This is a genomic window from Pediococcus siamensis, from assembly GCF_047220215.1.
Lineage (GTDB): Bacteria > Bacillota > Bacilli > Lactobacillales > Lactobacillaceae > Pediococcus > Pediococcus siamensis.
In genome coordinates, this window is the sequence record NZ_CP178375.1 from 329,106 (window position 1) to 348,072 (window position 18,967).

An 18,967-nucleotide genomic window follows, 5' to 3' on the forward strand; every position below is an offset into this window, starting at 1 on the left:
TCCTACCAAAAGTGTTTAAATGTTCAAATGATGTTTGAGGGCAGGAAAGACATGTTGATCCGCCCAGCCCGTTACAATTCCCTGAAGAATAAAAGCTAAAATCGTGCCAATCCCAATTGCATAAATATGGCGGCTCACGATAAAAGTCAGGAGAATAAGTGAAATTGCGGGGATATAACTAATCCACTGAGCAGTTGCCGCTTTGCCATGCATAAACTTAAATCGAACAATATAGGTTAAATCATCGTTGGGATGCAAAACAATATTTGCGCGTTGGTAGATGGAAACGGCGATGCCAATCCCGACAATACCTAAAATATCAGCCACGACGCGGACGCTTAGGGGAAGATTAAGAAACCCATGTTGATCAAGTCCTGTGCTGATACTGCCGACGAGATATGAAAAAGGGATCATAAAAACAAGATTTCCTAACATGCGGTGCCAATCAAATTGTTTTAAAAGCAAAGCGTTAGCCAAAACGACGGCGATTCCTTCAACGAATAGAACCGCACCTAAAGAAAAATGAAACCATTCACTTAAATTAACAGAAGAGGCTGTCCAAATGGCGCTACCGCAGTGACTGGCAACGGTAAGTGCGTTGGACGATGCGTTTAAAACAATGGAAAGTGCTAAAAATAAAAGGCGTTTTTTAAAATCTCTGTTTTTATCCACAATGAAACTTCCTTTAATAAATAAGGTAACGTACCCGTTCATCATAGAATAATTTCGATCGGAAACCAAATGTTTTTCACGATCCTGACTTTTGATTTATAATGTAGTTATCATTGGACTGGAGGTTATATTTTGGCAAATTTAACAAAGTTAACAGATACCTATGAACTAAATAATGGAACTCAAATTCCGATTGTGGGATTTGGAACTTGGCAAACTCCTGATGGCGAAGTTGCGGAAAAATCCGTTGAAACAGCTATTGAAGCTGGCTACCGTCATATTGATACGGCTTTTGCTTATCAAAACGAAAAAAGTGTTGGCAAGGGGATTAAAGATAGCGGGGTGGCCCGTGATCAATTGTGGGTAACTTCAAAATTAACTGGTAATGATCATGGTTATGAGAATACTAAAAAAGCTATCGACACGTCCTTGAACAACTTAGGCTTGGATTACTTGGATTTATTTTTAATCCACTGGCCGAATCCAGTTGCCTTTCGTGATTCTTGGGAAGAAGCCAATGCTGGAACTTGGCGCGCAATGGAAGAAGCTCAAAAAGCTGGCAAATTGCGTGCCATTGGGGTTTCTAATTTTCGTCCTAAGCATTTGGATGCCTTACTAAAGACAGCCACGGTAACACCACAGGTTAACCAAATCTTCTTAAATCCAAGTGATTTGCAGCCAGAAGTGGTGAAGTATAATAAGGAACACCACATTTTGTCTGAAGCTTATAGTCCGCTTGGTACGGGAAAAATCTTTGCGGTTCCCGAGTTAAAGACATTGAGTGAAAAATATCATAAGACGGTTGCGCAGGTTGTTTTGCACTGGTCCTTACAACACGGGTTCTTGCCACTACCAAAATCAGTCCATAAAGATCGGATTATTGAAAATACAAAGTTATTTGACTTTGAATTGGAATCAGCCGATGTCAAGACAATTGATGGTCTGCGTGGCGTTGCAGGTCTGGCAACTGATCCTGATACAATTACATGGTAATTAAAAACGGAACTGAGAAATGGCAAAGTTATCTCAGTTCCGTTTTTTGTGTATAATGGTGAATCACGATTAGGATGATGACTAAAATCCGCTTGGGGTCTGTATTCACGAACGTTTACGGCAAAATTAAGCTTCTTTAGAAGTTGTTTTAAGCGCATTATTTTGTTTCATGGTTTCGTAAATCCGGGCACAATCCGCATCATTTCCGCGTAGTTCATAGTTGTCCAAGTAGGGAAAACCATAATCACGTGCATAACGTTTGGCAGTTAAGCAGTACTGTAATCCAAAGTTGCGATTACCGCTCCCAATCACACCAAGACAGAACTTGCGATTATCTTTGTAAGCGATGTACTCACCTAAAACGTTAGTCATCAATTCTTTGACGCCGTTATCGATTCCATTCCCACCATCCAAATAAGTCGGAACAAACGCAAAATAGGGAGCCGTCTCGCTCTGGAAGTCTGTTTCTTCGGAGATTTCCTTTAAAGAAATGAGGGGATTGGTGGCATCTTTTGCGTGTTGCGCTTCGGCATAGTCCTGAAGATCTTGAGTGAAAGAACGGGTATTACCGGCAACGGAAATAAATAAAATGTTAATAATTGACATGGTGGAACCCCCTTAAAATATTACTATTTTTATTGTACGGCATTATTCACATTGTAACACGATAATTTTTGGAAAAAATTATTTTTTGAAAATAACGGAAACGCTTTACCAAAGTAGTAAACTAGATTTATAAAAACGAAATGAAAAAAGAATTGAGGTCGTTAGTTTGGAACCCTATATTGTATTTATGGATATCGATGGTACGCTAATTTCACATAATCAAAATGTTTCAGTCATGACTAAAAGAGTGATTTCCCAACTGCAGGACCGTGGATTTATCTTTTATATTGCCACTGGTAGAATGCTTTCGTTGGCAGAGGTGATTCGCAAACGGATCAATGATAAGGTGGAGATCATTGCCTCAAATGGCTCAGTTTATCAAAAAGGGCATCATTTGCATAAAGATCACCTGGGATGGAAGGCCATTAGCACGGTTTATGACGTCACGACTGAGTTAGGGCTTTCAACCAATTTTTTTAGTACAGATCGGACGTTTTACACGCGAAGAAAGCCGTGGGATTTAAGCCGTTTGGCACGCATGCGGGTCATGCAGGATGGTGCCGGTAAATTTGAAGATGTGCATGATCGGGATCATTTAAGTGATGTGAGTGATCAGATTATTAATGGCATTGTGATTGCGCAGGGCAAGCAAGATAAGTTGGCAATTGCGCGTGAACGATTGATTGAGGCGAATGTGATGAATGTGTCGTCTTCGAGTCCAGATAATATTGAGTTGATCCCCAAACGGGTGGATAAGGCAAGTGCGGTGCGTGCAATTATGAACCAGTATGGGATCCCGGTGGAACGGACGATTGCGTTTGGAAATGACCGAAATGATTTGGGGATGTTGAAGGCGGCTGGAACAGGTGTGGCGATGGGAAATAGTGCGGATGAAATAAAGGAACAGGCGGATGTGGTGACGGAAGCAAGTGAGGAGGATGGCTTGCCAAGGTATTTGAAGAGAAGGTTCTTAGATTAGTGGGCTTGAGAATGCGTTAAAAAAGTGCCACCTAACTGTCGCGGATGCGGGATCGCAATCCCGCGGGAGCGATAGTTAGGTGGCACTTTTTGCATTCTCAAGCCGTCCTCAACAAAAAAGGAAATATCAGGTCGAGGATGCGGGAAGGATAGCTAATTTCTCCTTTCTGCTTTCTCGAACCGTCCTCAACAAAAGGAAGTATCAGGTCGCGGATGCGGGATCGCAATCCCGCGGGAGCGATAGTTAAGTTGCACTTTTGGTAATCTTCAAGCAGATTGAGCTTCTCCAATGCTGTGAATTTAGATCTGACCATACAAAAATCCCTCCATAATCATCAAATGAATTATTGTCTTTCATCTGACAACCATAAAGGGATTATTACAGATTGTGCTTGGTGATGATGCAAACAACTTATTTTACTCGTCTGCGTTTAACCGCTCATTTTCTGCGTGTTCTTGCATTTTTTTGAATTCGTCATCTGGAATGCGGGTGACGTGGAACCAGTCAATATGAGCGTTTTCGTTATCCAAAACTTCAAAATTGTATCGGTCAATGCGGACTTTATCATGAACCTGAATGTCAGGATGGTGATCAATGACATAACCGCCTAAAGTCACCACGTCCTCGTCTTCAAAACCAGGAACATCAATTCCAAAGTAGCGTTCGAAATCATACATGGTAGTTTTCCCACTGACATGATAGCTACCATCTCTTTCCTTATGAATATAATCACCGGAAACGTCATCAACCTCATCATTAATGGTTCCAAAGACTTCTTCGTAGATATCTTTATCGGTAATAATTCCGCTTGTTCCACCGTATTCATCCACGACAACTGAAATCGGGGTTTGTTTTTGCAACATTTTCTGTAACACATCCTGCACAGGCACAGTTTCTGGCACTGTGATGATGTTTCGCAATAAGCGACTGATCTTAATTTTACCATCCACACGGCTCTGGCGAATAAGATCGTAGTTATAAACATAACCCAAGATCTTGTCCTTATTATTATTGGCAACCACAGGGAAGCGACTGAATCGTTTCTGCAGATAAAGCACTAGGGCTTCATCAACCGTAGCATTGATATCAAGTACCACTAACTGTGTTCGATCGATCATAATGTCTTTAGCAACCTTGTCATTGAAGTCAAAGGCCCGCTGCATGTAAACATAGTCATTCTGGTCTAATTCACCACCGGTAACCGCGTTTTTGGAAAGGCTGAGAATCTCGGCCTGTGAAAAAACCTCGTTACTTTCATCGGCCGGCTGCATACCAACTAATTTGACAATCCCGTTTGCCGAAGCATTGAGCAGCCAAACAAAAGGATAAAACGCGGTATGGAACCAGTGAAGTGGGGTGACAACCATCATCAAAACTTTTAGAGGAATGTCGATACTAATATTTTTAGGCACAATTTCGGTTAACACAACTTCTAAGTATGTTAGTAGCAAAACGCCAATCACCGCACCAATTGCGTGCAATGATGCTGTATTAATGAGATGTGTGGCGCCGAAAAACCGAATAATAAAATATTCCACAAACGATTCACCAATCCAACCGAGAATAATCCCGCAGACGGATGTACCCACCTGCGTGGTTGAAAGGTATTCGTTTAGGTTTGAAACCATGTGGATCGCTCGGTTAATTTTTTTGAGCCGTCCACCAACTGCTGATTCCCGTGCTTCTTCCAAGGCACTTAGCCGACTTTCGACCAGTGCAAATTCAGCAGCAACGAAAAAATATGCCAGGATGAAGGTAATCAAAATCACAATACTATCGCTGATTATCTGACCACTGTCCAAGGAACATTCCCCATTTCTTTTGTAATTACATTATCTCTATATTATAGCGCGTCTATACAGAAAAATCTTTTCGAATTAAACAACAACTGCACTTATTTTACAATAAGTTTTCATTTGAACCTCGAAACGGCAATTAAACGCATCCGAAATTATGAAACCGTCACTTTTTTAGTCAAGGTCAGGTGATTCTTGGATTCTCCACAGGCCAAATTAATGGTCAGGCTTTTTTTAACCCGTAGCCATGTATGAAAAAACTTTGAAGATTTCATGATTGCTTATAAGACAGATAAGCTTTTCTTTGACATTAGTGTTGGGATTAGATATGCTATTCTTACCAAAAGTAAAACTTTATATATAGGAGGAATTTTAAATTATGACAAAAAGTTCTGCTTCGGACAGTAACGGCTACGGTGGGGAACTTAAAAAGGGGAAACCACCCCACCCGTACACGCAAACGATGGATGAGCTGTTAAGCATAGATAACATTAAGCTTAACGAAGGGTTGACAAGTGAGGAGGCGGACAAACGTCTCAAACAAAATGGACCCAATGCGCTGATTCAAAAGAAGCAAAGCAAGCTGAAACGTTTTTTCAAGCAGTTCAACAACAGTATTATCTATATTCTACTGGTTGCCGCAATTGCAACTTTCTTATTAAAAGAATATTCAGATTCTATTGTGATTGGATTAGTTGTGATTATCAATGCTTTGATTGGATACTTTCAAGAAAGTAAAGCTTCGGAAGCCATTGATAAAATCAAACAAATGCTGCAAGTTTCAGCCACCGTTGTTCGTAACGGTAATCGAGAAGATATCCCTGCTGAAGAACTGGTCACCGGCGACTTAGTTTTTTTAGAGGCGGGCGATAATGTTCCGGCAGATTTACGAATTTTGACGGCAGATAATTTAAAAATTCAAGAGTCCTCCCTTACTGGGGAAACCGACTCGGTTTTAAAAAATGATGAAACTTTAGCGGATCCCAAAACGCCATTAGCAGACCGACTCAATATGGCTTATGCCTCCACTGCAGTCACAAACGGTAGTGGCTTGGGGCTTGTAACAGCTACCGGAGCCGATACTGAAATCGGTAAAATTAATGCAAGTATGGAAAAAGTTCAGTCAAAAACGACGCCGTTAATGCGTGAGATTAATGATTTAGGAAAGTATTTATCTTACGCTATCGTGGCGGTGGCCGTTTTGTTAACCATTTTTGGACTGATTACGCACGTCTATTCACTGCCAGTGTTAATGATCGCAGTGATTACCATGGTTGTGGGTTCTATTCCCGAAGGATTACCGGCTAGTACTTCGGTCGTCTTAGCTATGGGTGTTAAAAAAATGACGAAGGCAAATGCCATCGTCAAGACACTGCCTGCCGTGGAAACTTTGGGCGCGGTAGATGTCATTAATACTGATAAAACGGGAACACTGACCAAAAACGAAATGACGATTGATACGCTGATTACCCAAAAGGGACAGTATGAAGTAAGTGGCTCTGGTTATCAACCAGAAGGCCAAATTACTTACAAGGGCCAGCCAGTCGTGTCTGGACAAGATGAAGCTTTAGACCGGTTATTGGTAACGGGGCATGAAGCTAATGATACCCGCCTGATTGAGACAGAGGGAAAATGGGAAATTAACGGTGAACCAACCGATGGGGCCTTTTTAACGCTTTATCACAAAGTCTTTCATAAAAATGAACCTGATCTCCGTGAATTAGATAAAATTCCGTTTGATTCCGATTATCGTTATATTGCCAAATTGGATGAAGATGCCGAGGGACAACGGGTAATTTTGGTGAAGGGGTCACCGGATAAAGTCTTTGCGATGGCCAAATCAGCTGATCCTGCCTTTGATATTGAAGCTTGGACGAAGCGGGTTTCGCAGTTGGCACAAAATGGAGAGCGCGTCGTGGCGCTAGGTTACCGTAAAGTTGCGAGTGACGTACACACTTTAACACACGACTTAGTTCTAGAGGGCGTTGAATTCTTAGGTATTGCGGGTATTATTGATCCCCCACGTGAAGAAACAATGGTCGCTTTAAAAGAAATGCGCGATGCTGGTGTGAAAGTTAAAATGATTACCGGGGACCACCCCGAAACGGCAGCGGCTATCGCCAAAAAACTGGGCTTGGATGAAAATGTGTCGGCCATTACCGGAGCTGAAATTGATGAATTGTCTGATGAAAAACTCAAACAGGTTATTCAAAACTATAACGTGTTTGCCCGGACAACCCCGATGAATAAATTACGAATTGTGGAAGCTTACCAAGCAAATGGGCTAGTCACAGCAATGACCGGTGATGGGGTCAATGATGCCCCCGCACTTAAGAAAGCCGATATCGGAATTGCGATGGGGATTAAAGGAACGGATGTAGCGAAAGAAGCGGCCGACATGGTGCTGGCTGATGACAACTTTGCAACGCTAACGACGGCGATAAAAGAAGGCCGCCACGTTTACGATAATATTAAAAAAACGATCCGCTTCCTGTTGCCGACAAGTTTTGCAGAAGGATTAATTGTGCTGATTTCCATTCTGCTCCAACAAGAAATGCCGTTAGTTCCAACCCAGTTGCTTTGGATTAATATGGTTTCTGCGATAACGATCCAATTTGCATTCTTGTTTGAACCGGCGGAAGAAGGAATCATGAAACGAATGCCACGTAAGAGCAACCAAGCTTTCTTAAATCGCAAGGACGTCTGGCAAATTGTGTATGTCTCCATCTTAATTGCTGGTTTGGGTATTGGCGCCTTTAAATGGTTGACCTTGCAAGGCGTTGCTTCAGTAGTTGCAAGTACCGTGACGCTCAACGTGATTGTGGTCGGAAAAATTTTCTACTTGTTCAATATTCGAACACCGAAACCAGCGCTGTCACGCGACATTTTGCGCAACCCAATGGCGTTTGTCATTATTGCGGTCTTGCTAGTGCTTCAAGCAGGAATCACCTACTTACCGTTCATGCAAACCATTTTTAGTACAGCGGGACTGGATTGGCATTTGTGGGTGCTACCGGTAATTGCGGGGATTATTGTATTGATAGTCACTGAGTTGGATAAATTGTGGGGACTGCACCGGCAAAAGCAGATGATAGCGTCCTGGCAAGATAAATAAAGCGCTTTTTCTTAACGATTTAAAAAAGTGGTGCTAAGATGAGGTCGTAAATATAATAAAGGAGATCTCGGAAATGGCAAAAGATGATGGCATTAAAGTAGAAACAGATGAAGAAAGAATTGCCAAAATCAACTTTGATAAAGAAGACGTTAAGCAAGCTGCAGATATGATTGCGGAAAAGGGGTTTGTGACCCGTAACGATTTCCCTGACATGAAAGATCGGCTTTGGAGTCAAGGATTCTATGAAAAAATTGAGGATGAATTTCATCATCGTGATAATGAAGATCCTTACATTTTTTACGAACGCTTCGATTTTATTGGCGGGGCCATTGAATCTATTATCTTCGATATGGACCAAGTCGAGACACGCGAGAAAGCCTTACACATTTTAGGGAGTGCTTTGGATTTGCAGGTTCAAGACAAACCAAATGAAACGCATAAAATTATCACATACTAACAACTAAAAGTTTAAGTTAAATAGGCTGATTCCAAGTGATTTTTACTTGAAGTCAGCTTATTTTTTATCCAAAAGATTAAAAAATAATGATAGAACAATTAAATTGCGGTAAAATGGATCTCAGGGATAAGTTAGGTGGAGAGGTGAGGTAACGTGAACGCCAAAAGAAATGTCTATATGCTGTTAAGCGGACGAATTGCGACCAATATTGCGGATAGTTTATTTTATATGGCCATTTTGTGGTTTTTTAAAGAAGAATTCAATTCGCCCTTCATCGTTGCCTTAATCTTTGCGATCGATTCGGGGATTGATATGGTCTCCTTTTCATTGGGACCGCTTATTGATCGTCTGTCTATTAAAAAGCTTTTGGTTACCTCGACGGCCATTCAAATCGTGATTAGTTTCTTGGCGTGTGGCATGTTGCTCAAAATCTTCTTGAATCCGTTTGGCATTACGGTATTGCTGGGATTATATCTGATATCCACAATCATTTCGGCATTTATTTATCCCTCGGAATATAAATTGCTGCCCATCCTGGTAAAAAAAACGGAGTTATTAAAGTACAATGGTTTGTTTCAATTATCTTACCGCACGCTGGATGTTTTCTTAGATGGCCTTACAACAGCCGTTATCGCACTTTTTAAAGTAAATCTAAGCCTTATTTTCTCGGGATTAATTTTCGCGTTTGCGCTGACTTGCTATCAATTGATAAAAATCGATGCCACGGCAAAGCTTGTTTTAGAAGAAGCGGCATACTTTAGCGGCAACTATCTAAAAGATCTACAAATTGGATGGACAACGCTGCGTCAGGAAAGCAACATCTTGAATCTAATTTTACCGTTAGCGGTCACCAATCTTTTTTATGGCATTTTTTCTGTGGGGTTACCCTATTTTGCACAAACATATTTGAGTCAGTCGCCAATCGGATATGGTGGACTGCTCATGAGTTCCTCAATTGGTAGCATATTAGGAACGTTTCTCATTCAAAAATTTGCATTTGGAAGAAACCACATGCGCACTTTTATTGTGAAGTGCTTCTGGCTAGCCGGTGTTTTTCGCTGTTTAGTTCCTGCTGTGGCGTCTGTTAATGTGCTGCTGATTTTTCTTTTTTCAGTGCTGTCGGCGATGGGAATTTCAATGATGAACACGAATTTTGAAGCACTCGTCCAAACCAGCTTTAGTTCCGCCGTTCTGGGACGGGTGCAGACAATTAATGACAGTTTAATTTCTGTGATGATCCCAATTGGGTCGCTACTTAGCAGTTGGGTAATCAAAGCCTGGGGATCCGAAAGTACACAGTATATTTACGGCATAGCACTGATTTTGAGTGGTCTTTACTATATGCTTTTTGTTAAAAGGGACACGTAGAAACCAAAAAAGTCCGAGTTGATTTTGCACTCTAAACATTAGAGTGCTAAATTCTTGCATTCATTTTCAGAAGGTCCTAACATATAGTTGTACCGAGGAAACGAGGTATTCTATTTAAGAAACTATATCAAAAAGGAGTCTTGAATTATGGCGAACGAGTTAAGGAACAGAGATTTTGATGATTTTGCACCATTTGATTTTTTTGATAATTTTGGGAAAAACTTCTTTAAATCGATGACTCAAAGTGGCTCAATGAAGACAGACATCCGTGAAAAAGAGAATGATTACGAAGTTGCAGCTGAGTTGCCCGGTTTTAAGAAGGAAAATATTGTGTTAAATTATGAGAACGATACTCTCACAGTTGAAGGCAAACACAATGTTGAAAAAGAACAGAAAGATGAAAAGGGTAATTTGATTCGTCAAGAACGCAGTTATAGCAATGTCTCACGTCAGTTCTATTTACCAAATGTTGATCGAGATAAAATTAGTGCTTCATATGATGGCGGTGTTTTGAAGGTAACCTTGCCAAAGCGCACTGAAAAGGTCGAACACCACAATCAGATCCCAATTGACTAAACAATAACGAAAAAATTCAAATCAAAACCTGAAAATAGGTTGAGTTTAGAGATGTTTAAAATGTAACGCTCTACCTACTAGAAGCAACAAAGGATAGAAGCGTGTGAAAATGGCGTGTTAACTTCGAGGATAATCCCAGAGGCCGAATGATTCATTCGTTGAATCGTTCGGCTTTTGTCGTTAATCAGAAACAGGGAGCTTTTTTCCCCGGATGGTGACTATTCCAGTTTCGAAGCCTGAAGAGGGGGGGATTTTTTTAGCCTCTTTTAGTGTCCTGACGTTAATCAGCTTTGGGTTAAATAACAGAATTGTAATCGCTGACAAATTAATGTTGTTTTCACCTGAAAGGTGGTAAGCTGGTAGTTGGAACTGAGAAATTTAACAGTCAAGGAGTGATACTTTTGAAACAGATAACAGTAGGTGGCAAGCGGGTTTCGAACGTCGCACTAGGGATTATGCGAATGGCGGCTTTGGAAACAAACGCAGCTACCAAAGTAATCGAAACGGCAATTGATAATGGCATTAACTTTATTGATACAGCTGATATTTATGGCGGCGGCAAATCAGATCTTGTTTTCCAAGCGGCATTAGCCCAATCTTCGGTTAAACGTGATGATTTCTGGCTCCAATCTAAAGTCGGAATTCGCAATGGCAATGATGATGGTTCCGGTAAACCTTACGGGAATCGCTATGATTTCTCAAAACAGCACATCATTGACGCGGTTAATCACGAATTAGAGAGTCTGCATGTAGATTATTTAGATTCGGTTCTTTTACATCGGCCAGATCCGCTAATGATCCCAGAAGAAATTGCAGAGGCTTTTGATGAGCTACAAACGGCCGGCAAAGTTCGCCATTTCGGCGTTTCCAACTTTAATCCGCTCCAGTTTGAAATGTTACAACGAGTAGTTTCACAAAAGTTGATGTTTAATCAGCTTCAATTTGGAATTATGCACACGAATATGATTGATTTTGGGATGCACACGAATATGCAAGATGATCGTGGCACCGATCATGATGGGCAGTTTTTGGAATATGCCCGGATCCACGATATTGTGGTTCAGGCCTGGTCACCTTATCAATGGGGAAACTTTAATGGTCCATTTATCGACAATCCCAAGTTCCCTGAACTTAACGAAAAGATGCAAAACTTGGCTGATCAATATGGGGTCACTAAAAATGCCATTGCCACTGCCTGGATCTTACGCCATCCGGCTAAGTTCCAAGTGCTTTTGGGTTCCATGAATCCACAACATATCAAGGAATCCTTAGCTGGTAGTGATGTCACCTTAACTGGACAGGAATGGTACGATATTTATTACGCTGCTGGTAATGATTTGCCTTAAAGTGAAAAGTAAGCCCAAATCGGGGTTGTGCTAACCAGCTTACTTAGTTGCCCCAACTTGAAGCTTCGGGCATAACCGTAATTTACGAGCGTCAAAAAAAGAGGAAATGAGACAATTTTGGTAGTTGTCCTGTTTCCTCTTTTTATTTAGGCGCAGTGTTTAGCATGGCGAATAAGGTTATTGAACGCGTGATTATGATAAGCTAAGGAACTCCCACAAAGGCTAAGCGTCAGTTGGTGGCGTATTGCCGAGTACCAACTAATTGGTGATGTGGATCGTAAAACTTCAGGAGTACGGGCGCACCATTTTTGACGAGTTCCCAAGAACCTTCTGCACGCACTTGTTGCTTTGGTTTGACTTCTTCAACAGACGCGTTTTCGAGGTCATCATCTTTGGTAGCAGCGGTTGAAAATGGGAGCGATCCTTGTGTAAGTTTAGTAGTTTTACCATTAATTGTCTGGGTAGCTTGAATATATTTATACCAAAGATCAGAAGAAACTACCTGCTTATGCCCCTTATTGGTAAACGTATACCGGAGGATAAAGACCAGTTTGTTTTTTGTTGCTGAGTTTGTGATGTGATGCGTAGTTAATTGAAAATCACCCTGGGGCAGTTGGAAGACCTGTTGTGACAGGTGAGCAGTTTTTTTAATAGGCCGCTTTTTGGTCACATGCTGCGTTAACGTAGCCTTGGAGACCGTTTTTGACCGCGATTGGTGACAGGCACCTAAAGAAAAGAGGAGGGTGACTGCCGTAAGCACCAAGCTTAATTTTTTAATCCACTTCAAGAGGTGTGCCTATTCCTTTGCCTGTTTGTTTAATTCACTGATGGTCATCGTCATTGTTTTTGGTTTGTCTTTAACCACGACAATAGTGCCTTGGCCTAAAAACTTCTTTTCGCCTTGGTAAGGAATGTCATATTCCTTGGCCACTGCCCCGGAATTTTGGAGGCCCATCACGTAAATGGTGTCGTCGGTGTAATCATCGCTAAATACGAATGCGACCACGGGAGAAACCACGAGTTTGTCAGTTTTCATCCGCTTCAGTGTTTTCCAAAGGCCTTCAATTACGGGTTGGGGAATAATTTTCTTCACTTCGTCGGTTACGCGTCTTTTTTTGGTAAATTCAAACAATATCATGTGCCTCAATTCATAAGTATTTTTTTAAGAATAGCACATTTTTACCCGATTCGTCATGGAATTGTGCCTTTGTAGTCAATCTAGTTCTAAAAACTAGTTCATGATGGTATAATGGCTGTAACATCTATGGACGAGGTGAACAACATGAATGAATTGGAATCGTACAATCATTGGTTGAAAATGGTTAGAGAAGTTAAGTTGCCGCATTGGGATGAGCTACCTAACTTTGATTTGTATATGGATCAGGTTGTGGCGTTGCTGACGGGGTATACGGGACCTTTAGGAATGGATCCGGTAACGCCAACGATGATCAATAACTATGTGAAGCAAAAGGCAGTAGTGGCGCCTACTAAAAAGAAGTATCAGGTGATGCAGGTGGCGGATATTTTGTTGATCACGTTGTTGAAGCAGTCGTTTCCGATTGGGGTGATTCGTTCAGGAATTGATCGGATTACGGCGACGGATTATCCTAAGCAGGCCTATGATCGGTTTATTGATATTGTGAATCAGAAGTTGGCGCGGATTGGTATGGAGCATACGACGACGGTGGCCAAGAATATTTCAGAGCAGTTGATGCAGGTGACATCGAATATGATTGTGGATCAGGTGCAAACGGCAGAATTAATAAGACTGTTGCAAAAGTCAAAGGAGCACAAGCCGACGGAGTTAAAGTAAAAAAGTGAGCTCGGCAAAACGGTAAGAGGCAGAAGCTAAGGGCATCGGAGGCGGGATCGCAATCCCGCAGGAGCTGGCCTTAGCTTCTACCTCTTGTTTTGCTTCGCGTTCTCAGGGTGAGCAAGTACGGAAAATTTACTAATAGTTTTTTATAGTCACTATCAACCAGAAAGGGGATAGGTTTTATGAAGCAGACACCAGAAGATAGTCACGACGGCTTATGATTTGGAGCGGTCCATTTTTTAATTGAATAGCTTTAGGAAAAGTGCGAAATCGACCAATTAAGGAAAAGTTTGTGAAGAAAGCGATTACTTTTTGTATTTAATTTCACAAACTGGATTCCTGTAGGAGTTCACGGCAAAATACTTTTTTCACAAGCTTAAAGCCTTTTGTTATCGTGCCTAACAATGATTTCTATCAGATTCAGATTATGTAAATGAATCGTATTTACAAAAGATTATCAGAAAGATACAATGATAATTGTGAAGCGAATAACATACTCATTCTGAGAGGAAGATATCATATGATTAAAGATTTGGGTAACAAGAAAGAAATTGATGAACCACAAGTCATGGTAAACGATCTTGTTAAGAAGGCTCATATTGCTTTGGATCGTCTCAGTGTCATGGATCAAGAACAAATTGATAAGGTTGTTCATGCGATGGCTGAGGCTGGCTATCATGCTCGTCAGCGCCTTGCTAAAATGGCGGTTGATGAGACTGGCCGGGGTGTTTATGAAGATAAGGTTATTAAAAACCAATTCGCTACAAAAGATATTTATAATGCTATTAAGGATGATCATACGGTGGGGGTCATCAGTAATGATCAGGAAAAAGGAATTATGAAAATTGCCGAACCAATTGGGGTGATTGCTAGTGCAACACCGGTAACCAATCCTAGTTCAACGGTTTTCCACAATGCTTTATTGGCGATTAAAACACGTAATCCGATTGTCTTTGCATTTCATCCATTTGCACAAAAAACATGTGTCGAGACTGGTAAAATTATTGCCGAAGCAGCGGTAAAGGCTGGGGCTCCTGAAAACAGTATTCAATGGATCACCAAACCTAGTATGGCAGCCACAACGGATCTGATGAATCATGACGGTGTGGCGACCGTGGTGGCGACTGGTGGTGCTGGCATGGTTAAAGCTGCCTATTCAACTGGGAAACCTGCCTTAGGTGTGGGTCCTGGTAATGTTCCCGTTTATGTGGAAAAAACAGCTAATTTGGATCAGAGTCTAGACGACATTGTACTTTCGAAGTCGTTTGATAACGGCATGATTTGTGCATCTGAATCGAATATGATTGTGGATGCAGAAATTTATGATGCTGTGAAAGAAGGTCTACAACAGCGCGGTGCTTATTTTGTCAAACCGGCTGACATGGCCAGCTTTGAAGCAGTCGTGATGAACAAGGAAAAAGAATCGGTTAATCCTAAGGTCGCAGGGCAATCAGCATACGCAATTGCCCAGTGGTCGGGAATTGAAGACTGTCCAAAAGATGCCAAATTCTTGGTTGCTGAAATGGCTGGATTAGGCGGTGACTATATTCTTTCGCACGAAAAGCTGTCGCCAGTCCTAACCATGGTTAAAGCTCAAAATCAAGACGAGGCGCTGCATCTTATGAAGCGTGGTCTTAATCTGGGTGGCTTGGGTCATACGGTAGGTTTACACACAGAAGATGACGCGTTTATCACACGTTTTGCTTTGGAAATGAACGCCTGTCGGATTCTCATTAACACCCCTACATCACAAGGCGCAATTGGTTACAAGTACAACAACGTCACCCCTTCCTTGACACTTGGTTGTGGCTCGTGGGGTAAAAATTCCATTTCACATAACTTGTCGGATTGGGATTTGTTGAATGTGAAAACGGTGGCGAAACGTTTGCCGCGGTTACGTCATGAAAGTTTAAACTTTTAAAAAGAGATTTAAAAAATGGCTCGTATTTCATGCTAGGAGTTGTAAGCTAGCGTGAATACGGCTATTTTTTTGGATAAACTTCTTAATCCGAGAACGCTTTCTGCTATAATCAAAGTAATCAAACAAGCAACACAGAGGAGGAATTTTATGTATTACTTTCTCAACACAACCATTCCATTGAATAAATCTGGAATTGAGCACGCCCAAATTAAACGGGTGAATCTCTTTAATGATTATGGAATCCCGAATAAGATTGTAACGCGCAACTTTGAAGTTGATCTGCATCATAATCTGAAAGTGGCGGGAATTGATGAAAAAAATCACATTAATCTATTCGAATTTTTACAAGGTTCAGAAAACTTTAAGCCACGTAAATTTACGGTGCGTGATCTTAAGCTGCCTCATGGTTGCCATTTAAAAGCAGAAAATGACTATTACGTGGCCAAAGATCTTAAAGGACGTTTAGCGGTGAGAGTCGAGGTTTGGGGTCAACACGATCCCCAGGTGCAAACGGTCAATTATCTTGATTATGCAGGCAACTTGCTGCGTCGAGAGCGCTATGATCACCGCGGTTTTCTTTCTATTGTGGAAATTCATAATCCGCAGGGCGGTGTCAGCAATGAGCAGATTTTTTCACCAGAAGGAAAATTGGTGTACGAGTCATTCTATTTCAAAGACGGTCAGGGAAAAATCCAAAATTCGCTGCTGCGGGTGGTGGACTTCAACGGCCATGACTATGAATTTACTGGGTTACGTGGTTTACAGCGCTTTTTCTTTGATCAACTCAACCAAGCTGATAACGGCCGGAATGTATTTATTGCAGATCGGGCAGTAGAAACGCAGTGGGCACTTTTACACATGAAGACTCCCGCCTATAAGGCCCTGTTCTTACATAATGCCCACACTGCGGATCCTAATAATCCGATGGACCGCGTTTTAAACAATAACTTTGAATTTTCGCTAAACAACTACACGGATTGGAATGCGATTATTGACTCCACTGAACGTCAGACCAAGGATGCTAAATTACGATTCGATGCTCACAAAACACCCACATTTACGATTCCAGTGGGGATTGTGTCTAATGAATTGATGCAAAAACAAAAAGTTCCGTTCTTGGATCGAACGGTGGGTAAAGTCATTGAAGTTGCCCGTTTATTTCCAGAGAAGCGGTTAGACCATTTGATTAAAGCCTTTGCGATTGTGCATAAACACCTACCGCAAGCAACTTTGGATTTATGGGGCTACGGGGATGGTAAAACGGATGAAGCTTTGAAGCAACAAGTTAAAGATGCCGGCTTACAAAACGTGGTGCAATTTAAGGGTTATACAACCAATATTGGGGCTGTGATGGATCAAGCCCAGGTGGCAACTTTAACTAGTCGTGTGGAAGGATTTGCCTTAGCCATTTTAGAAGCTCAATCGCATGGCTTACCAGTTGTGGCTTATGATATTCCGTATGGGCCTTCTGACATTATTGAAGATGGGTTTAGCGGGACTTTGGTTAAGGATGGGGATTACCAAGCTTTTGCCCAAGCTTTAATTAATTTGTTGGAAAACCAAGACAACTTACGAAAATACAGTGATAATGCGTATGTCAGTCGTGAGCGGTACAGTGAACAGGCCATCTGGAAGGCTTGGCAACAACTAATCCAAGACGCAGATCAGTTCTTTGATCGAATTGCACATGAGGAGGCGAATTAGATGGTTTATTTTTTGAATGAATATTTAATGGCTTTGAATTCTGGTCTGGAATATAACGAAATCAATCGCGTTCGGCTTTTCAAGAATAATCACATTCCAGCCAAAATTGTGACCCGGGATTATAACCAGGATCTGCATCGAAATCTGGCAGATTTGGGTCTTCAAGATGACGATGTGGTTAACATGTTTGATTTTTTTCAACACGCCGAACACTTAGAAAAACCGAAAACGCTGCGAACCATGGATCTCAAGTTTCCAAAAACTTATGAGGTGGACCAGGGAGCAGATTTTAGCCGGGTAACAGATGGCGATCGGGTTGTGGGCGACGTTTATTTTGCCAGTGGCACGTATGGTAAGGTGGCCTATGTCGATTATTACGATGCCTATGGCAACAAAGCTAAAACTGAATTTTATGATTGGCGCGGGTTTAAGTCGATGGATAAGTACTATACGCCGACTGGGGCACCAGCAGCCGAGTTTTTATTCAGTCCCGAAGGTAAATGTGTTTACCAATCTTACTATATGCAAGACGCAAATGGTAATCCGGTCAATTCGTTACTCAAACTCATCGACTACAAGGGTGAAGACTATAATTTTGACAATTTGGATGAGCTATTTACCTTCTTTTTAGATGAACTAAACCGGACGCAGGGAAGTCACCAGACGTTTATTGCTGATCGTCCGGCGCAAACCAATGTGCCGCTCTTAAATATGGTAACTTTGGCGCATAAGTACGTGTCACTGCCAATTGTACACACAGTTAATCCTAAAGAACCGGTTTCGAGTGATTTTGATGCGGCGTATACAACTGCGTTTGGCTCGCGAATTGATGAACTAGACGGCATTATTGTGATGACAGAAGCGCAAAAACAAGATCTAGCGAAGAAGTTGAATCATCCGCAAACGCCAATCTATGTCATTCCTGGAATGGCGGTCTTGAATGCCACCCGGAACGAGCCCCATGTGGTGCACCAAAGCAGGGTGGCTAATCGGTTGATTTTTGTGGGCCGGTTAACGCCGGAAAAACAAGTTGATCTGTTAATCCGCAGCTTCCAAATTGTGCATGAGAAAATTCCAACAGCTACCTTAGATATTTATGGTTATGGCGACGAGACCGAGGTTCATGCGCTTGAAAAGTTGGCTCAGGATCTAAAAGTTGATCAACAGGTAAAACTTAAAGGCTTTGTTTATGATCTCACGTCAGTTTATAATCAAGCGGAAGTGTTTGTCAGTGTAAGTCGTGCGGATGCTATGCCGTTGGCGATGGTAGAAGCGATGGCACATGGGGTTCCCGCCATTGCTTATAATAGTAATTACGGGCCTCGTGAGATTATTCAAGATCGTGTCAATGGTCGTCTGATTGACGTGGGGGATGGCGATATCTTCTTATTCAGCCGTGCCATTATTGACCTGCTCAGTGATCCAGATACGTTAGCGAAGTACAGTGAACAAGCGTACACAATTGGGGAACGCTATTCAGAAGAAAATGTCTTAAAAGCTTGGCAACCAATTGTGCATAAACAAGCTTAAAAAAAGAACTAGCCGATGTGAATTTACGCACATCGGCTAGTTCTTTTTATGGTGTGCATCTAAGTAGCACATCATAGCCCCTTATAAA

General features: G+C 41.7%; 16 protein-coding genes. 11 read left to right on the forward strand and 5 right to left on the reverse strand.

The features are described from left to right. Positions 1 to 15: 15 nt before the first annotated feature. Positions 16 to 672, reverse strand: a complete 657-nt coding sequence (locus ACLJJ6_RS01605) for a YczE/YyaS/YitT family protein (protein WP_412989722.1) — start codon at positions 670 to 672, stop codon at positions 16 to 18. 132 nt (positions 673 to 804) lie between these two features. On the opposite strand from ACLJJ6_RS01605, the gene ACLJJ6_RS01610 reads away from it, so the two are divergent. Then, a complete protein-coding gene (locus ACLJJ6_RS01610; RefSeq protein ID WP_412989723.1) occupies positions 805 to 1,665 on the forward strand; it encodes an aldo/keto reductase in 861 nt (286 codons plus the stop codon). Positions 1,666 to 1,791: 126 nt separating this feature from the next. On the opposite strand, the gene nrdI is transcribed toward ACLJJ6_RS01610, so the two are convergent. Beyond that, positions 1,792 to 2,271 (reverse strand): class Ib ribonucleoside-diphosphate reductase assembly flavoprotein NrdI, encoded by a 480-nt coding sequence (gene nrdI, locus ACLJJ6_RS01615; RefSeq protein WP_412989724.1) that lies wholly within the window; start codon positions 2,269 to 2,271, stop codon positions 1,792 to 1,794. A gap of 166 nt (positions 2,272 to 2,437) precedes the next feature. Between nrdI and ACLJJ6_RS01620 the strand changes: the two genes are divergently transcribed. After that, positions 2,438 to 3,250, forward strand: coding sequence for a Cof-type HAD-IIB family hydrolase (locus ACLJJ6_RS01620; RefSeq protein WP_412989725.1), 813 nt, complete (start codon positions 2,438 to 2,440; stop codon positions 3,248 to 3,250). A 416-nt stretch (positions 3,251 to 3,666) separates the two neighbouring features. Here ACLJJ6_RS01620 and ACLJJ6_RS01625 read toward each other — a convergent pair whose 3' ends face one another. Then, the gene (locus tag ACLJJ6_RS01625) at positions 3,667 to 5,052 is read right to left on the reverse strand and encodes a hemolysin family protein (RefSeq protein WP_412989726.1); all 1,386 of its coding nucleotides are present in this window, start codon (positions 5,050 to 5,052) and stop codon (positions 3,667 to 3,669) included. Between the two features lie 373 nt (positions 5,053 to 5,425). Here ACLJJ6_RS01625 and ACLJJ6_RS01630 point away from each other — a divergent pair, with 373 nt between their 5' ends. The 5 genes from ACLJJ6_RS01630 to ACLJJ6_RS01650 all read left to right on the forward strand — a co-directional run bounded on the left by ACLJJ6_RS01630 (position 5,426) and on the right by ACLJJ6_RS01650 (position 11,908). Next, on the forward strand, positions 5,426 to 8,161 hold the full coding sequence (locus ACLJJ6_RS01630; RefSeq protein WP_412989727.1) for a cation-transporting P-type ATPase: 2,736 nt from the start codon (positions 5,426 to 5,428) through the stop codon (positions 8,159 to 8,161). A gap of 73 nt (positions 8,162 to 8,234) precedes the next feature. Then, positions 8,235 to 8,618: a hypothetical protein gene (locus ACLJJ6_RS01635; protein WP_412989728.1), complete on the forward strand. Its 384-nt coding sequence runs from the start codon at positions 8,235 to 8,237 to the stop codon at positions 8,616 to 8,618. Positions 8,619 to 8,795: 177 nt separating this feature from the next. Then, positions 8,796 to 9,986 (forward strand): MFS transporter, encoded by a 1,191-nt coding sequence (locus ACLJJ6_RS01640; protein ID WP_412990408.1) that lies wholly within the window; start codon positions 8,796 to 8,798, stop codon positions 9,984 to 9,986. A 147-nt stretch (positions 9,987 to 10,133) separates the two neighbouring features. Next, positions 10,134 to 10,562: an Hsp20/alpha crystallin family protein gene (locus tag ACLJJ6_RS01645; RefSeq protein ID WP_412989729.1), complete on the forward strand. Its 429-nt coding sequence runs from the start codon at positions 10,134 to 10,136 to the stop codon at positions 10,560 to 10,562. 401 nt (positions 10,563 to 10,963) lie between these two features. Further along, a complete protein-coding gene (locus ACLJJ6_RS01650; protein WP_412989730.1) occupies positions 10,964 to 11,908 on the forward strand; it encodes an aldo/keto reductase in 945 nt (314 codons plus the stop codon). A 229-nt stretch (positions 11,909 to 12,137) separates the two neighbouring features. Here ACLJJ6_RS01650 and ACLJJ6_RS01655 read toward each other — a convergent pair whose 3' ends face one another. Beyond that, positions 12,138 to 12,695: a DUF5067 domain-containing protein gene (locus ACLJJ6_RS01655; protein ID WP_412989731.1), complete on the reverse strand. Its 558-nt coding sequence runs from the start codon at positions 12,693 to 12,695 to the stop codon at positions 12,138 to 12,140. Between the two features lie 9 nt (positions 12,696 to 12,704). Beyond that, positions 12,705 to 13,040 carry a hypothetical protein gene (locus ACLJJ6_RS01660; RefSeq protein ID WP_412989732.1) on the reverse strand — a complete coding sequence of 112 codons (336 nt, stop codon included), beginning with the start codon at positions 13,038 to 13,040 and terminating at the stop codon, positions 12,705 to 12,707. A gap of 150 nt (positions 13,041 to 13,190) precedes the next feature. Here ACLJJ6_RS01660 and ACLJJ6_RS01665 point away from each other — a divergent pair, with 150 nt between their 5' ends. The 4 genes from ACLJJ6_RS01665 (at position 13,191) to asp1 (ending at position 18,879) form a co-directional block, all read left to right on the forward strand. Then, positions 13,191 to 13,721, forward strand: coding sequence for a DUF1836 domain-containing protein (locus ACLJJ6_RS01665; RefSeq protein ID WP_412989733.1), 531 nt, complete (start codon positions 13,191 to 13,193; stop codon positions 13,719 to 13,721). A gap of 523 nt (positions 13,722 to 14,244) precedes the next feature. After that, on the forward strand, positions 14,245 to 15,645 hold the full coding sequence (locus ACLJJ6_RS01670) for an aldehyde dehydrogenase family protein (RefSeq protein WP_412989734.1): 1,401 nt from the start codon (positions 14,245 to 14,247) through the stop codon (positions 15,643 to 15,645). A 147-nt stretch (positions 15,646 to 15,792) separates the two neighbouring features. Continuing rightward, positions 15,793 to 17,349: a glycosyltransferase gene (locus ACLJJ6_RS01675; RefSeq protein WP_412989735.1), complete on the forward strand. Its 1,557-nt coding sequence runs from the start codon at positions 15,793 to 15,795 to the stop codon at positions 17,347 to 17,349. Then, complete coding sequence (gene asp1 / locus ACLJJ6_RS01680) at positions 17,350 to 18,879, forward strand: accessory Sec system glycosyltransferase Asp1 (protein ID WP_412989736.1); 1,530 nt, start codon at positions 17,350 to 17,352, stop codon at positions 18,877 to 18,879. The last annotated feature ends 88 nt before the right edge of the window (positions 18,880 to 18,967 follow it).

Coding starts and splice junctions, on each gene's coding strand:
- nrdI (WP_412989724.1), bottom strand. CDS start 2,271: ATGTCAATTATTAACATTTTATTTATTTCCGTTGCCGGTAATACCCGT.
- ACLJJ6_RS01630 (WP_412989727.1), top strand. CDS start 5,426: ATGACAAAAAGTTCTGCTTCGGACAGTAACGGCTACGGTGGGGAACTT.
- ACLJJ6_RS01635 (WP_412989728.1), top strand. CDS start 8,235: ATGGCAAAAGATGATGGCATTAAAGTAGAAACAGATGAAGAAAGAATT.
- ACLJJ6_RS01640 (WP_412990408.1), top strand. CDS start 8,796: ATGCTGTTAAGCGGACGAATTGCGACCAATATTGCGGATAGTTTATTT.
- ACLJJ6_RS01645 (WP_412989729.1), top strand. CDS start 10,134: ATGGCGAACGAGTTAAGGAACAGAGATTTTGATGATTTTGCACCATTT.
- ACLJJ6_RS01665 (WP_412989733.1), top strand. CDS start 13,191: ATGAATGAATTGGAATCGTACAATCATTGGTTGAAAATGGTTAGAGAA.
- ACLJJ6_RS01670 (WP_412989734.1), top strand. CDS start 14,245: ATGATTAAAGATTTGGGTAACAAGAAAGAAATTGATGAACCACAAGTC.
- ACLJJ6_RS01675 (WP_412989735.1), top strand. CDS start 15,793: ATGTATTACTTTCTCAACACAACCATTCCATTGAATAAATCTGGAATT.
- asp1 (WP_412989736.1), top strand. CDS start 17,350: ATGGTTTATTTTTTGAATGAATATTTAATGGCTTTGAATTCTGGTCTG.